The organism is Pedobacter sp. AC379 (assembly GCF_979258145.1).
On record NZ_OZ409839.1, the window covers coordinates 2,700,579 to 2,716,338 of the forward strand.

The following is a 15,760-nucleotide window of genomic DNA, read 5'->3' on the forward strand; positions in this document are numbered from 1 at the left end:
AAGCTTAGTATTTATAAAACAGATTAGAAAACAAGGTGCGATGGCTTTTTACAAACATTACTCATTCGATCTTTGGTTAACGCTGATTAAATCTAATCCAACGTACAAGCAGGAACGGGTACAGTATTTTTACAGGAATTATAACGGCAAGCATAAAACCCTTGATGAAATTGCCATTACGTTCCGGCAGGTAGATTTAATGGTGAATGCCATAAATGAAAAAGCAGGGAAAAATGTTGATGCTGATGAAATGTATCTAATGATCATCAGTATAATCAATGATTACGATTACAACTTTCGAGATATAGACCTGAAAATGCTCGATCATGATATGGAACAGATTGTGTTTAACCACATGCCCAAACTCTATTGCAGCGATTGTTTGGATGTGCTTGCTAAAATTAAAGAATCGGGCGAAAGCTCTACTAACATACTCAGTAACACCGGTTTTATTAAAGGTAAAACCTTAAAAAAAGTAATTAAACATTTAGGCATTGATGCCTTTATCGATTTTCAGCTATATTCTGATGAAGTGCGCATGTCGAAACCCAGCGCTGGCTTTTTTCAGTTGATGCTGGATACCATCGACAGGGAAAAACACCCTGAATTATTATTAACAGAGGTTATCCATGTTGGTGATAACCCTTATGCAGATGTACGCGGGGCAGAAGCCATGGGTATAAACAGCATGCTGATCAATTCCAACAACCTATCTATCTCAAACCTACTCTATGATACCGTTTAATTTCTCACTCCATAAAATTGACAATACCGTCGATTTTGGCTTTAATCCAGATGATTATAGCCGCTTTAAATTTGGCGATGATCTGGTTGCCCGTTCTTTCGGGAAAGATCTAGCCGATGGTTTTATCAGGTATTACCTCGCCGATAACCTAATTACCGATCAGATTGTGGTAATTTCCAGTCCTTACAGCTTTATTCCAACGGCAACTTTTGCCATGAAAAACTATTTCGTTTGCCAGCTTAACCGTTGGCTGGTCGAAAATGGAGGTTTGGCCGTACAGGAAACGAAAGTGCACCGCACCATTACTTACAAAGAAGATTATGGTGAATTAAGTGCCGAAGAACGCCTTTCGCTAATCGGAAATGATTCTTTCCATATTGATAAGGAATTTCTGGCAGGTAAAACACTTTTGTTTCTGGATGATATCCGGATTACCGGAAGCCATGAACGCATGATTTTAAAAATGGCGAAAGCCTATGGCTTAAAAAACGAAATGCACATGCTTTATTTTGCCGAATTGGTGAATAAAAATATCCATCCCAATGTAGAAAATTTCCTCAACTACCATCAGATCAAATCTATATTCGACCTTGAAGAAATAATTGATGGTGGAAGTTTCAGTTTCAATACCCGCATTGTGAAATACATTTTAAACAGTACTTCGAGCAGTTTTACCATCTTTTTAGAACGTAGGAGCACTGATTTTATTAATCAGCTTTATGATCTGTCTTTAGGTAATAATTACCATACGATAGAAGCTTATTCTAAAAATTTACATCTTATAAAAGACTATATCAAAAACAATAATTATAAATTAATTTAAATATGGCTATTAATTTGCAAAAGGGGCAAAGAGAAAATATCGATGCTCCTAAATTTACAATAGGTTTGGGTTGGGATACCAACAGCTCTTCTACAGGTTCTGCATTCGATTTAGATGCCTCGATTTTTATATTAAACGATCAGAAGAAACTGGTTTCTGATGAGAACTTTGTATTCTATAACAACCTGATTTCTCCGGATGGTTCGGTTGAACATACTGGCGATAACTTAACCGGTGATGGTGATGGCGATGATGAGCAGATCAAAATTGATTTAACCAAAACAGATGCTAAAGTAAATGAAATCTGTATTGTGGTAACGATCCATGAGGCAGAAAGCAGAAGACAAAACTTCGGTCAGGTAAGAAATTCATTCATCCGTATTTTTGATGCGGTAACCAACGAAGTAATCTTAAAATATGAGTTGGAAGAAGATTTTTCTATCGAAACAGCGGTAGAGTTTGGTCGGATTTACAAACGTGAAGGCAAATGGAAGTTTGAAGCAGTTGGCGTAGGTATGAAAGGTGGTTTACAGGATTATTTAAACAAATATCAATAATATTATGGCAATCAATCTTGAAAAAGGACAGCGCATCAGTCTGGAAAAAAGCAACGGGAGCAAACTTCAAAATGTTTGTGTAGGCATTAACTGGGGTGCTATTGAAAAGAAGGGCTTATTCGGTTTCGGATCTTCAAAAGAAGCCGTAGATTTAGATGGAAGCTGTGCATTATATAACGAAAATAAACAACTTTTAGAGGTGGTTTACTTTGGCAACCTTAAATCTAAAAATGGTTCGGTAAAACATAGCGGCGACGATTTAACAGGCGATATGGGTGGTGATGATGGTTTGGATAATGAGATCATCACGCTCGATTTTTCTCAACTGGATGCAAACGTTGCTTATGTTGCTTTTGTATTGAACAGTTTTAGAGGTCACGATTTTGGGAGCATTCCATTTGCGTCCATCCGCATTTATGAAGGTACAACCAAGCGTGTAAACGAAGTTTTTGCTAAATTTGATATTGCGCACGGAGCTAATTTTGCAGGGCATGTATCAATGGTAATGGGTGTTTTTTACAAGAAAAACGGCGAATGGAAATTTAATGCCATAGGCGAACCAACCAAAGATAGAAAGCTGGAAGATACCGTTAAAACCGTGACCCAAAATTATTTATAAGCTGCAAAGCCGATAATTGATCAAACTATGGAAACCAACCCAAACGTTACCCAAGCCCTTACTCCGGTAAAACTGGATAAAGAGGGCAATGTGGATCTTGAGAAGATAACTTCCGAGGAAACGACTAAATATAAAGAGATTGGAAAATCGTTAGAACCATCAGATGTTAATTCGATCCTGAATTACGGAAGCGATGCCCAAAACTCAATGGAGAAATACAGTAACGAATTCTTATCGTCTGTACGTACCTACAATAGCGGCGAAGTAGGCGGTTTAATTAACGAACTGCTTACCGAACTGAACTATATCGATGTTTCTGAACTCGAACAAAGTGGTTTTAAGAGTTTTATCTCCAAAATTCCTTTCTTAAAGAGTTTGGTTGTTGATGTAAAAAAACTTTTTCAGAAGTATGATGTGGTGGTGAATAATATTGATAAAATTACCAACAAAATCAAAGCAGGAAGGTTAAATTCAATTAAGGATAACAGTTCATTGCAAACCATGTTCGATAGTAATGTTGGTTACATCCACCAGATGGAAGAACTGATTATTGCCGGACAGCTAAAATACAACGAACTGAATATTAAGCTTGCTGAAATGGAAGGAAGGCCGGCTGATTACCAGGATTATGAAATTGCCGATTTAAGGGATTTCATCAGTCGTTTGGATAAACGACTGGCCGATATGAAAATTGTTCGTTTTATTATGTTGCAATCACTGGCGCAAATCCGCGTGGTACAAAATAACAATACTTCAATTGCAGAAAAGGCACAGTCGATTGTTTCTACAACCATTCCGGTGTGGAAAAACCAATTAACCATTGCAGTTGCTTTACAAAGGCAAAAAGCCAATGTAGAAATGCAAAAAAAGATTTCGGACACGACGAATACCATTTTGCAAAAAAATGCAGAGATGCTGAAACAGAACAGTATCGATGTAGCCAAAGAAAATGAAAAAACTGTGGTATCTTTGGAAACCCTTAAACGTACCACATCATCACTAATTGAAACGCTAAATGAAGTGAAGCAAATTCATGAGGCAGGTGCACAAAGCAGACGTGTGTTGGATGGCGAACTTAAAACTTTGGAAACAGAGTTGAAAAAGAACGTTACGCGGGTGAACTAATTTAATCTATGGATGAATACCGCTTAAATATTCTCAAAAAATCAAGCGCAGAGATCAACCGTTTACAGTTGCTCTCTGTGTTTTTTGATGATGAAGTGATTTATAAAATCTACTTAAGGAGCCAGGTTATTCATCAGCTTTTTGCCAATAATGATGAACTTGAGGTTGAAAAATTAGATCTTTTTCACCTTCAGTTTACCGATAGTGTAATCGAACTGCTTAAAAAGATCAAAAAGAGCAATGAGAAAAATGTTTCGCTCATTTACGATGAAATCGACCTGAACGAGGAGCTGATTGATCGTATGGCGAGTGCACTTGTTGATCAGAAAAGTTTCCAGCAGGATAAACAAAGACAATCGCTTAAAGTTAATTTATCACTGCGAAAATTATTTAGTGTACTGTCCGATTTAAGCGCTGATTTCCCTTTTTCAAAAAACATTAACGTTTTTAGTTCTAAATACGCCAACGATTTTTATTTCGATCTCACCACCGATCAATTTTCTAAACTGATTAATTTTCAGGATAAGCAGGTGTATACCAATGTGTATGCAACTATTGAGAAAAAACTGATGGGAAAGTTGTGTAAATATGATTTTCGAACTGAATTTTATATCGGATTAAAATCTGGTGAGCTGGTAATTGAAATTTATAAGTTTTTGGATATAGATAGTTATTACCTGTTTTTTCCGAGCAGGAACCTGTTTTTGTTCTGCGATTTAACCATTTTAAACGATTTGGATAAGTCTACAAATCTTTCTGAAAGAGAAAGGATTGTACAGGAGCTGCAGTATAAAAACGATAAACTGCAAAGTAATGCTGCGGTGTTGAAAACGGCTATCCCAAAAGAAGTTGTTAATTTACTGGAAGACAGTTATCATAAAATTTCGGATATTAATTTCTTAAATCACCTCAATAATTTCGACGTACAATCAAATATTTTAAAAACGATGCTTAAAACGGATTTGTTTTAAGGGTTAATTCCTAGCCAAAGGAATCAATCATTATTTTTTTCGTCACACTGAATTGATTTCAGGGGCTATCCTGCTAATTAAAGCGATTAATAACTTCAGTATTTTTTGAAGCGCAAAACCAGTGGTGCTTGGTAAAATACTATCCCGCTTTTACTCCAAGTCCTCAATCATGCTTCGTTCCGGGCTTTACTTACAATCGGGGCTGTGAATGAATGGTCTCTGCATCAATCATTAAGAAATACCGCCGCTTGTAAAAAGCTTATTGCTATTTAAGTGTTTAATTTGTTATCTTCTTAAATAGAAAAGTTAAGGTATTAAGAAGTCAAGTTTTTAAAACTTGACTTCTTTTCTCTAAGATGCGACAATTACCTCGTCAATACCGCCAACTTATGTTTAAACAACTCAATTGTTCTACTCCAGGCCAGTTTTGCTGCAGCTTCATTGTATCGGGTAGGTGAGGTGTTATTGTTAAATGCATGGTTTACACCATCATAAATGTATATTTTATAATCAATTTTATTTTCCTTTAAGGCTTGCTCATAAGCTGGTATTCCTGCATTAATGCGTTCATCCAAACCACCATAGTGTAGCATTACACTGGCTTTAATTTTCTGAACATCGGCAGCATTTGGCTGTGCGCCATAGTAAGCAACGGCAGCTTGCAATTTGGGATCGTTAACGGCTAATTTATTTGCCATTCCACCGCCCCAACAGAAACCCACACAGCCTACTTTACCGTTTCCATCTTTTCTATTGCGTAAGTATTCCAGTCCTTTTAAATAGTTCTGCAAGTTTTTTTCAGGATCTAACTTACCTATCAGTTCGCGGCCTTTATCTTCATCGGCAGGTGTACCGCCCAATGGAGAAAGTGCATCTACTCCAAGAGCTAAGAAACCTTCTGCAGCCACACGTTTTGTTACGTCAATAATATGTGGGTTTAACCCGCGGTTTTCGTGTATTACCAGTACGCAGCCTAAGTTCTTTTTTTCCTTTGGTTTGGCTAAAACCGCTTTCATATCAACATCAATGCCTGGATAGGTAATGTTTTCAACTTCAATATCATCACTTTGGAAATCTGCAGCTGAAGCATAATTATTTTCGAGCATTGGCAAAATAGTCATTGCAAGTGCTGTGCTGCCCGCAAGAACAGCCAATTTTTTCATAAAATCTTTTCTGCCGATCTGACTATGGGTATACTCATCATACAGGTTGATTATTTTCTGATCCATCTTATTGATTTTGATTTACTTTACAAGATAAACAAGGGAGTTGAGATTTTAGCCGCATTGCCTAAAAGTTACAATACATTTCTTCCCATTTTTTAATCATTGCTACGCGGTGTTTGGTATATCTGGGCGTTAAAAAAGTATTCGACCAATCATCATAGTTGTCGTAAAAGAATTTTAAAAAGAAAATATGAAAGGTAATGCCGAGGAAAGGAATGGCTTTTAACTCATCATCAGTTAAGGGCCTCACTTGTTGGTAGGCATTTAAAAAAACTTCAAAATCCTTTTCAGCCTGTTCTTTAGCGATCAGGTTATTCAGTTGATGGAAGAAATAATGGTTAAGGAAAGTCATTAAATCATTGATCAAATAACCTTCACCCGCAAAATCGAAATCAAAAAATGTAATGTTCCCTGCTTCATCAAAATGGAAATTTTTAGGGAAGAGATCGTAATGGCAATAACCATAACTGAACTTGGATGTGTCAAATTCTTCGAATTTTTTTACCACTCTATCAGCAACATCAGAAAGGTATTTAAATTCTACAGGCATTTCTGCAAAGTGAGGTTTTAAAGTTTGCAATGGCCCGGCTAAGGTAGTTTCAAAATTGAATACCGGACGTGGATTATGGAGCTTGATTGAAGAGGTACTTTGATGCAGTTTGGCTATATCCTTTCCCAATTGAATGAGCTGTGTTGATTCAAGATCTAAAATAACCTTTCCTTCAGCAAAAGAAAAAAGTATGCCGTTCCGTATCCCTTCAATGGCATCAAACTGCTGAATCTGTTTACCATTTACATCTTTTATAGGGTAAGAAACCGAATTTCCATTTGCTTTTAAAATATTGAGCAGTTCTACTTCTGCTTCAATTTGGTTCAGCTTTCTGTGTACATCACGGTAAATTTTGAAGATGTATTTTTTGTTCTTATTTTCCAGGATATACGCATCACTTACATTTCTAATCAAAAGCTTACAGGTTGTATCGGGCTGTAAATGATAAGCTTCAATTAAATAATCTTTTAAAGCAGTTGCTGATAATGTGGAGTATTGTGCGGGGAAAATGTTTTGCATAAGTAGCGCGTTTGGGGTTTCAAATATAAATGTTAGAAACGACTTCCTAATCATTAAATAAGACTACTTTACCAACCTTAGCAGCGTGGTGCTGAACATGTTTCAGCTTTTTTTTTTGAGATCATTATTGATAAAAATTTAAAATTAAATGGATAGATTTCCAATACAAGATTCGGAATTGCTTTACACCGCGTTAAAATTATAAAATAAAAAAGCGCCATTTCCTCGTTGTAGGATTGGCGCTTTGGATATTTAAACGACTAGTTTAAAAGTTTAACTCATTTGCAATTTAATTGGCCCGAAAACCTTTCGGGGTACACTGCATCTGGCGTTTGAAAAATATGTTAAAATTGGCCGGGTATTCAAAACCCAAACAATAAGCAATCTGTGCAATATTCCACTCTGTATGTTTCAATAGAGCTACAGCCTCAGTTGCAATCCTCCTCGAAATATGCTCTGAAGTGGTTTTTCCTGTTACTTCTTTTACTGCATGATTTAAATGATTTACATGTACCAATAAGCGGCAGGCGAAATCATGAGCTGTTTTTAACTCCAGAATATGCTCTGTAGAACCAATGGGGAACTGCCTTTCCAGTAATTCAAGAAATAATGAAGTTAACCTTGCCGAGGCGGTGTTCTGTTTGAAAACAGCATCCTGTGGTTTTACTTTTAAAGCCTCATGTACAATCAATTGAACATAATTTCTCAATAAATCATATTTATGGATGTAATCACCATCCATTTCTTTCATCATTTTGGTAAATATATCCCTTAAGGTTATTTCCTGCTCCTCATCAATATGTATTACGGGACTATCGTTAATGCGCCATAACAAAGAATCGCGAAGGGTTTCGTTGCGGTTATGGATAAAATTTTCAGTAAACAAGCAGAAAAAACCAGCAGGCTTTGGCGAAGTACTTTCCCATGAATACGGGATATTCGGGTTGGTAAATAATAGCGCCCTGCCTTTAATTTCGATCTGTGCATCAGGGTAATGCAAAATCCCGTTGCCAATGATTAATGAAATTTTATAGAAATCCCTCCGGCTAAAAGCTGATGGTACATTGGTACAAACGGTACCGCGGTTAAAAACATTGAAATGGCCAATGTCGTTAATCATTCCTAAACTTGGCGTAGGAATTTCCGGACGGGTGATTTTTAATTTATTATAAAAATCTTCCAGGGTTTCCTTTTTTTGAAGGGTAGAAAGCTCTTGATTTTTTGATAACATAACTTAAGTGCTTAATACGTAAAGTTAGGGTTTAATCAGCGTTCCTTCATGCATTTCTTCCGTAGGTTCTGCAACTAATTTGTCACCTTCTGCCAAATCCCCAAAAACTTCAACCTGATCATCCGTTTCTCTGCCTTTTTTAACAGCTACTTTAACCGCCTTATTATCTGCTGCTTTTAATACAAATAATCCTTCGCTGGTATCTAACAAGGCTTTTTTGGAGATAATAAAAGTACTTGCATTGGCGGGAAGCGGAATATTTACTTCGGCCACCATACCTGGCAATAAAACTTTTGATGCATTTGGAACATCCATTTCAATACGTTCAGAGCGAAGGCGGAGATCTAAAGCACCTGATAAACGTTTCACTTTTGCTTTAAAAATTTGACTTGGCAAAGATTTAACCGTAAAACTGATTTCATCTCCTGCTTTTAAATAACCTGTATAAACCTCAGGAATGGAAACCGCTAAACGCAAGTTTTTCTGATCTTGTAAAGTAAACAGCGGCAAATCAGAACCCTTGCCTGTTGGGCCCACATAGGCACCTAAATTTACATTTCTGGCAGAAATAATTCCACTGAAAGGTGCCCTGATTGTTAAATAATCCTGCACGGAGCCCACTTCTTTATAGGCCGCTTTGGCTGCTTCGAGTTGAGCTAAATCAGCATTCTTTTTGGCCAAAGCCTGATCCAAATCGTTGGTAGAAATCGTACCAGGTGTTTTACTGGTTTCGTACAAACGGTTGTAATTGGCTTTGCTTGCTGTATAAATGGCTTCCTGTGCTTTTATTCTCGATTGAGTTGCGGCAAGTTGCGAGGTCATTTCTGGTGCTTCTAAAGTCATCAACAACTGGCCCTTACTAACTTCTGATCCAATATCTACCTTCAAGCTTTTTACAAAACTGCTTACTTTAGCATATAAATCAACCTGTTGTAAAGCAATTAGTTCTCCTGGTAAACTCAATTTGGTTGATAGCTTTCCCTTTTTAAGGTCGAAAGTTGCAATAGCTGCCTCTTTTTCCTTCTTGGGTGCTACTTTCGATTCTGAGTGCCCGCAGCCATAAATAGCTGTTAACATTAATAATCCTGAACTTATTAATCCTGTTGAAAATATCTTCGTATTCATTTGTTGATGATGATTTATTCGTTTTCTTGTAAACCTTTAATGTAATGGATGCTTTCTTCGTCTTCCGGATCGAGCGATATTGAATTGGTAGTCTGTTTACCTTGAACCCATGCAAATACCAGTGGCAAGATAATTAATACTGCGAATGTTGAGGCCAACAACCCACCTATAACTGCCCTTCCAAGAGGTGAAACAGCTCCACCACCTTCTCCATGGCCAATTGCCATTGGTAACATCCCTGCAATCATCGCAATACTCGTCATTATAATCGGCCGTAAACGTAATGCTGCGGCTTCGCGTGCAGATTCGAGCGCATTACCATTGTGTTTTCTCAGTTGTTCGGCATTGGTAATCAATAGCACCGCATTGGCAATAGATACCCCAACCGACATGATAATTCCCATGTAAGATTGTAAGTTTAAGGTTGATCCGGTGATGGTTAAAAGTAATAATGAACCTAAAATTACGGCCGGTACTGTAGCTAAAATGACCAAAGGCACTTTAAACGACTGGAAATTGGCTGCCAACATCAGAAAAATTACTACAATGGCCACAAATAGGCCCGATTGCAAACTGTCTAACGTATCGGTTAAAACTTTACTTAACCCTATGGCGTTAACTTTTAATCCCCGCGGCAGTTCGCCAACGTTTTTAATGGCTTTTTCTACATCTTTTGAGGCTGCACCTAAATCGGTATGGTAAAGGTTTGCCGTAACTGATAGAAAAGGCATGGCACCGATGTTGTCATTTTCACCAGCAGTGGTATCGGGTGTAATTTTCGCTACATCGCTTAGTACAGGTCTGGCCGAGTTTTTTAATAAAGGAATTTCTCCGATATCATCCTTGCTCGTCATTTGGTTAAGCGGTACCTGTACCTGTACGCTGTATGGTAAGGCGGCTTTTTCATCCAGCCATATGTTTTTATCTGTATAACGTGATGATGAAGTTGAGGCAATTAATGATCGCGAAATATCAGCCATATCTACTCCGATTTGTGCAGCACGCGTTCTGTCGATATCGATATTTAATGACGGGTATTTAATGGGTTGCGCAATCTGAACATCCCTCATGTAGGGGATCTGCTTCAGTTCTGCTAAAATTTTATTTGCATATTTTTCATTCAGTTTTTTGTTTTTACCGGCAATGCGTACCTCTACAGGGGTGGGAGAGCCCTGGCTCAATACTTTATCTGTTAATTCTATCGGTTCAAAAGAAAGCTTAACATCAGGTAATACCTGTTTAATTTTCGCCCTGAACTGATCTTTAAAATCGTCCATGTCTTCCTCAAAATCCTTTAAGCTTACCTGGAAAACAGCTTCATGCGGACCAGCCATAAACTGGTAAATTGGGTTTACCGAAAATTGCGCCGGGTGCTGCCCAACATACACTGAAGAAATGCCCATATGCTCTTCGCCAACCATTTTTTTCAGCTCTGCCAATACTACATTTGCTTTTTCTTCCGTACGTTCTAAACGGGTTCCATCTGGTGCACGCAAACGCAACTGAAATTGGCTTGAGTTTACTCTTGGTAAAACATCGCGACCAATATTAACCAATAATAATGCAGCCAGACCAATAATGATCACTAAATAAGCCAATACCACTGGTTTTCTATGTGGCAATATGCGATCAAGGAAACGCATAAAACGGTTTCTGAATTTATCGAAGAAACCAATTTTACCGTTGCCACTAAAATCTTCACGTGCTACCAAAACCTTTTTCTGGTTAAGGGTATCTTTTTCCGATTCGAGTGTAATGCCTGTTGCGTTAAAATCAGCTTCATCCTGTGTAATGCCGGGATGGTTTTCATTTCCTTTTTTTTGATGTGCCACCATAAGCCAGTTGGCCATAATCGGCACAAAAGTTTGCGATAACAAGAAGGAAACCACCATTGAAAAGCCAATTGCCAATGCCAATGGTAAAAATAATGCACCAGGAATTCCCGTCATCGTAAAAGCAGGTGCAAATACGGCAAGGATACAGAACAGAATCAATAATTTAGGGAAAGCAATTTCCTTACAGGCATCCCAAATGGCCAGTGCCTTGGGTTTTCCCATATCAAAATGCTGGTGGATATTTTCTATGGTCACTGTAGATTCATCAACCAAAATGCCAATAGCTAAAGCTAATCCGCTCAACGTCATGATGTTAATTGTTTGTCCGAATAACTTTAGGAACAACACCCCGGCAATGATTGATGTTGGGATTGTTAAGATTACAATTAAGGCAGCGCGTTTATCGCCCAGGAAAAGTAAAACCATCAATCCGGTTAATATTGCACCAATTGCGCCCTCGCTGATTAAGCTTTTTACCGCATTAATTACATAAACAGATTGATCAAACTCATAAGAAAGCTTAACATCTTCGGGTAAGGAACTTTGGATGTTTGGTAAATTTTTCTTTAAATTTTTAACCACTTCCCAGGTTGATGCATCGCCAGATTTGGCAATACTTAAATATACCGAACGTTTGCCATTGATTAAGGCATAACCGGCCACTAAATCGGCCCCATCTTTCACTGTAGCCACATCGCGCAGTTGCAGATTTTGTACGCTGCCTTTAAATAAAGGAATGTTTTCGAACTCTTTAACCTTTTTTATGGTGTAATTGGTAGGGGTAAGGTAGTTTTTATCACCTATTCTTACATTTCCTGAAGGCGCAGTCTGGTTGTTTAACCTAATGGCCTCCACCACCTGATCTACCGTTAAGTTATGCGAACGTAGCAGTGAAGGGTTAACGTTTATCTCTATCGTTCGGGGGCTACCACCGAAAGGAGCAGGAGAAAGCAAGCCCGGAATGGCCGAAAAACTAGGGCGAACATAGGTATTGGCTAAATCCTGCAATTCATTATTGGTACGGATAGGGCTGCTTAATACCAACTGTCCAACGGGAAGAGAAGAGGCATCGAAACGGATAACGAAAGGCGGTTGCGAGCCTGGCGGGAAAATGGCCTGTGCCCTGGTAGAAAGTGCACTTAACTCTGCTGCGGCCTGAGCCATATTGGTGCCTTCGTAATAGGTTAATTTCATCAACATTAAACCTTGCGTGTTTTTGGTTTCGATGCTTTTGATACCGTTTGCGAAAAGTAAAATATTAACGTATTGTTTACCAAAATAAGCTTCCATTTGGTCGGGTGTGTAACCGCCAAAAGGGTGGGCAATGTAAATCACCGGAAGGTTCATTTGTGGAAGAATATCAACTTTAATCTGGTTGATGGCCCCGATACCGAAAAAGAACAATCCTGCTACTAAAACCAGGATGGATATGGGTTTGCGAAGTGCGAAACGTATTAAGTTCATTTATATAGCCAGATTAAAATTCATTGATAAATATGTCATAATTGCCCAATGCTGCCGATTTTAAAAGCAAGGCCTGCCAAACATTGGTAAATGCAATATCGCGATCGGTTTCTGCACGGTTTAAGGTAAATAATGCCTGTGTAAGGTCAACCAGTGTAGTTAATCCATTTTTGTAAAGCGTATTTTTTTGCAGGTATGCATCAGATGCTGCTTTTACCTGGATAGGTGCTTCGCGGTAATTCGCCAGGGCATTTGCGAGTTTGGTTTCTGCAAGGGCCAGTTGTGCTTTCAATTGTTGATCAACCATGTTGTATTCTTCTTTTAAACCCTGACTGATGTATTCCTGTGCCCGTACCTGCGGTCGGTTTTTAAGTAATGTAGAGAGATTCCACGTCATTCCTATGCCAATCAAATAGTTTCCACGTGTAGGATTAATGCCATCAGCATAACCGGTAGAATAAGCAGTTTGATCTAGCGCATAGCCGGAGCCAAAGCCTGATCCTCTGCCCTGCATTACACCAAAGAAAGTAAATGTTGGATAGTATAATTTTTTGAAATAGCTAACCTGTTGCTGACTAACATCCACGCGGTTCTGGTAAAACTTTAACAGGGGATGCGAAGTTTTGATGACTGTATCCTGGAGCAGATTGTTAGGTATTCGCGTAATGGAGGCTGTATCTACATCATAGGATGTTGCGGTTACGCCCATTAAAACACCTAAGCGGTTGGCCTGTTCCTGTTCCAGATCTTTTGCTTTTGTGAGCGCAATTTTCGCATTAGAAACCTCTGCTTTTGCAAAAGAAGAATCAACGCCAGCAATTAAGCCATTTTTAGCCCTGATTACTGCAGTATTTTTAAAAGTAATTGCTCTATTGAGGTTGTTTTGTTGTGATCTGGTTAACCGTTGTGCGGCCAATAAATTAAGATATGCAGCAGAAACACGGATTTCTTGTTGAAACTTTTCCTGTTCCAGGTCATTTTTGTCTCTTTGATAAGCAGCATCAGCAATTTTGATGCGTTCTCTGATTTTTCCGAAAGTGAAGAAATCCCAGTTAACATTCGCAAGGTACAACCCGCCGAAGGCAGCTTTCCAATTTTGTTTGTCTAAAGCTGGTCCAGATGAGGCAGTTCCTAAGCCACCTAAACCATATTGTGGACCATTTTGGCCATTTATGGTTCCATAATCCTGTTGCGCACTCAGGCTGAAATTTGGCAGATATTCTCTTCGTGCCTGCTGGATGGAGGATTTTGATGCATTAGCATAATTATTTTTGGCTTTAATGGTGCCATAATTAATTAAAGCGGTGTTTACAGCCTGTTTTAAACTCAGCGTTTGTGCGCTTACACTGAAAGGGGAACTAAAAAAAAGTGATAACGATAAACAAAATAAAGATATACGATGCATAGTGTATAATTTACACGGCAAATGTAAATTATGGCAGCAATATCAAAGTATTCGGTTCAAATCAAAAATTATGCGAATCAAATAATCATCGAATTGTTACTTAAGCAAAGTTGTAAATTATTTCGAAAGGTTAAATAGAATATAATCGTGTTTTTACATACTCAACATAACCACATTAGGCTTTAATGGGCGCAAAAAGCAAATTGTGATTTTATCGGCCTTTCTAGAAATGAAAACATTGTTTAAAGATCACTCCACTTCGCGGTGCTTCGGTCGGGATGACGATTTTGCTTCCTTACTAGAAAGATTGCTTCGTGCCTCGCAATGCCGACCGCTATACCGGAGTTCGTTAGTAATAGCTTGCAGAAGAACCAAATTTGATGTGAAATTTCGTCCTTTTCGACAGTAGTGGAGAAATCTTATAAACTGATATTAATAACATGTTACAAAAAGTACTGAATATGCTTTACTGTTCTGTATAGCTTTTAAAGTTATCAAGTATGGCCTGCCATCCTCCACGCTGCATTTCAACAGGATTGGTAGATTCAGCGTCGAAAGTTTCAGTAATCCTGGTTTGTTCACTTAATGCATCAAAAATAATGCTCACAGTTCTACCATCCTCAAGCGTATATTCTATTTTTTTGTTGGTATCAACTGTGGTGTACGTTCCGCCGAAATCAAAACTCATGCTACCATCTTTTGCAGCCATGGTACTTTTAAATTTACCACCAACTTTTAAATCGTTTTCCGAATATGGAGTATGCCACTCAGGTGAGGCAAAACTCCATTTAGTAATATGATCAGGGTTGTTCCAAAATTCCCATACTTTTTCTACAGGCGCATTTACAGTGGTTTCAACAGTAATTGAAGTTCTATTTTCCATGTTTTGTTTGTTTAAATTGTATATGTAAAGTTATGTTAACTTTTACAAGTGCAAAAGTGCTAATGCGACAAAAAAGGGTGTAGAATAACCTCAATTACTATCCTTGAACAAAAAATCCTTAGCTAACGCAGTTCGTTATAAATAAAGATCACAGTATCTGTAGAAACCAATCCGCTAATGTTGCCGCCAGTGTAGGTTACTTTATAGCTTGATCCTTTTTTTAGGTCGTAAGCTTTTAATAAATCAGCGTTTCCTACAAGGCTATCACCAGGGTTTACCTTGGCATAGCTCGAGGCCGGAGGTGGCATTACCCTTTTAGCCATTGCGCCTTTGTATTGCGCTTCTTCGCCTTTCTCATTGGTTATACTTAGGTAACTGCTCGTTAGCGGTTCAAACGGCGTATGCCAAATACAAAAACTTTTGGTGGCGGTTGTATTATTGTATACCACAAATCTTAATAATAATGGATCGCCGGGCGTTACGTTTCCGTTTACTTTGATTTTAGCTACCAATGAATCGCTTTCATTTTGAGTTGTACCATTTTCGCTTTTGCTGTTGGCTGTATTTCTGGTGGCTTCGCTACAGGCAGAAAACAATAATAAAAGAGCAGGGATAATTAATTTAATGTTTTTCATGAGATGTTTTTTGTTTATATAAGCAAATGGAAATTGATAATGTTTGA

General features: G+C 38.1%; 14 protein-coding genes. 6 read left to right on the forward strand and 8 right to left on the reverse strand.

Annotated features, from left to right (window positions below; genetic code table 11):
* Positions 1–40 precede the first annotated feature (40 nt).
* From ACZZZW_RS12165 to ACZZZW_RS12190, 6 genes are read left to right on the forward strand one after another with little or no spacing between them, the layout of a single operon-like run.
* Positions 41–745, forward strand: a complete 705-nt coding sequence (locus ACZZZW_RS12165) for an HAD family hydrolase (protein ID WP_055903910.1) — start codon at positions 41–43, stop codon at positions 743–745.
* Positions 732–1,568: a phosphoribosyltransferase family protein gene (locus ACZZZW_RS12170; RefSeq protein WP_055903913.1), complete on the forward strand. Its 837-nt coding sequence runs from the start codon at positions 732–734 to the stop codon at positions 1,566–1,568. The genes ACZZZW_RS12165 and ACZZZW_RS12170 overlap by 14 nt, the downstream gene beginning before the upstream one ends.
* A 2-nt stretch (positions 1,569–1,570) precedes the next feature.
* Positions 1,571–2,125, forward strand: coding sequence for a TerD family protein (locus tag ACZZZW_RS12175; RefSeq protein ID WP_055903917.1), 555 nt, complete (start codon positions 1,571–1,573; stop codon positions 2,123–2,125).
* 4 nt (positions 2,126–2,129) lie between these two features.
* A complete protein-coding gene (locus ACZZZW_RS12180; protein ID WP_055903920.1) occupies positions 2,130–2,744 on the forward strand; it encodes a TerD family protein in 615 nt (204 codons plus the stop codon).
* Between the two features lie 27 nt (positions 2,745–2,771).
* Positions 2,772–3,869, forward strand: coding sequence for a toxic anion resistance protein (locus tag ACZZZW_RS12185; RefSeq protein WP_055903923.1), 1,098 nt, complete (start codon positions 2,772–2,774; stop codon positions 3,867–3,869).
* 8 nt (positions 3,870–3,877) lie between these two features.
* Positions 3,878–4,840, forward strand: a complete 963-nt coding sequence (locus ACZZZW_RS12190; protein ID WP_055903925.1) for a hypothetical protein — start codon at positions 3,878–3,880, stop codon at positions 4,838–4,840.
* Between the two features lie 365 nt (positions 4,841–5,205).
* Here ACZZZW_RS12190 and ACZZZW_RS12195 read toward each other — a convergent pair whose 3' ends face one another.
* The 8 genes from ACZZZW_RS12195 to ACZZZW_RS12230 all read right to left on the reverse strand — a co-directional run bounded on the left by ACZZZW_RS12195 (position 5,206) and on the right by ACZZZW_RS12230 (position 15,713).
* On the reverse strand, positions 5,206–6,069 hold the full coding sequence (locus tag ACZZZW_RS12195) for a dienelactone hydrolase family protein (protein WP_055903928.1): 864 nt from the start codon (positions 6,067–6,069) through the stop codon (positions 5,206–5,208).
* 61 nt (positions 6,070–6,130) lie between these two features.
* Positions 6,131–7,135, reverse strand: a complete 1,005-nt coding sequence (locus tag ACZZZW_RS12200) for a phosphotransferase enzyme family protein (RefSeq protein ID WP_055903931.1) — start codon at positions 7,133–7,135, stop codon at positions 6,131–6,133.
* Between the two features lie 289 nt (positions 7,136–7,424).
* Positions 7,425–8,366, reverse strand: coding sequence for a helix-turn-helix domain-containing protein (locus ACZZZW_RS12205; protein ID WP_055903935.1), 942 nt, complete (start codon positions 8,364–8,366; stop codon positions 7,425–7,427).
* Positions 8,367–8,390: 24 nt separating this feature from the next.
* A complete protein-coding gene (locus tag ACZZZW_RS12210; RefSeq protein WP_055903938.1) occupies positions 8,391–9,491 on the reverse strand; it encodes an efflux RND transporter periplasmic adaptor subunit in 1,101 nt (366 codons plus the stop codon).
* A gap of 14 nt (positions 9,492–9,505) precedes the next feature.
* Positions 9,506–12,790, reverse strand: a complete 3,285-nt coding sequence (locus tag ACZZZW_RS12215; RefSeq protein ID WP_055903941.1) for an efflux RND transporter permease subunit — start codon at positions 12,788–12,790, stop codon at positions 9,506–9,508.
* 13 nt (positions 12,791–12,803) lie between these two features.
* A complete protein-coding gene (locus ACZZZW_RS12220; protein ID WP_055903943.1) occupies positions 12,804–14,195 on the reverse strand; it encodes a TolC family protein in 1,392 nt (463 codons plus the stop codon).
* A gap of 466 nt (positions 14,196–14,661) precedes the next feature.
* Positions 14,662–15,078 carry an SRPBCC family protein gene (locus ACZZZW_RS12225; protein ID WP_055903946.1) on the reverse strand — a complete coding sequence of 139 codons (417 nt, stop codon included), beginning with the start codon at positions 15,076–15,078 and terminating at the stop codon, positions 14,662–14,664.
* A 122-nt stretch (positions 15,079–15,200) separates the two neighbouring features.
* A complete protein-coding gene (locus ACZZZW_RS12230) occupies positions 15,201–15,713 on the reverse strand; it encodes a hypothetical protein (protein WP_055903949.1) in 513 nt (170 codons plus the stop codon).
* Positions 15,714–15,760 lie beyond the last annotated feature (47 nt).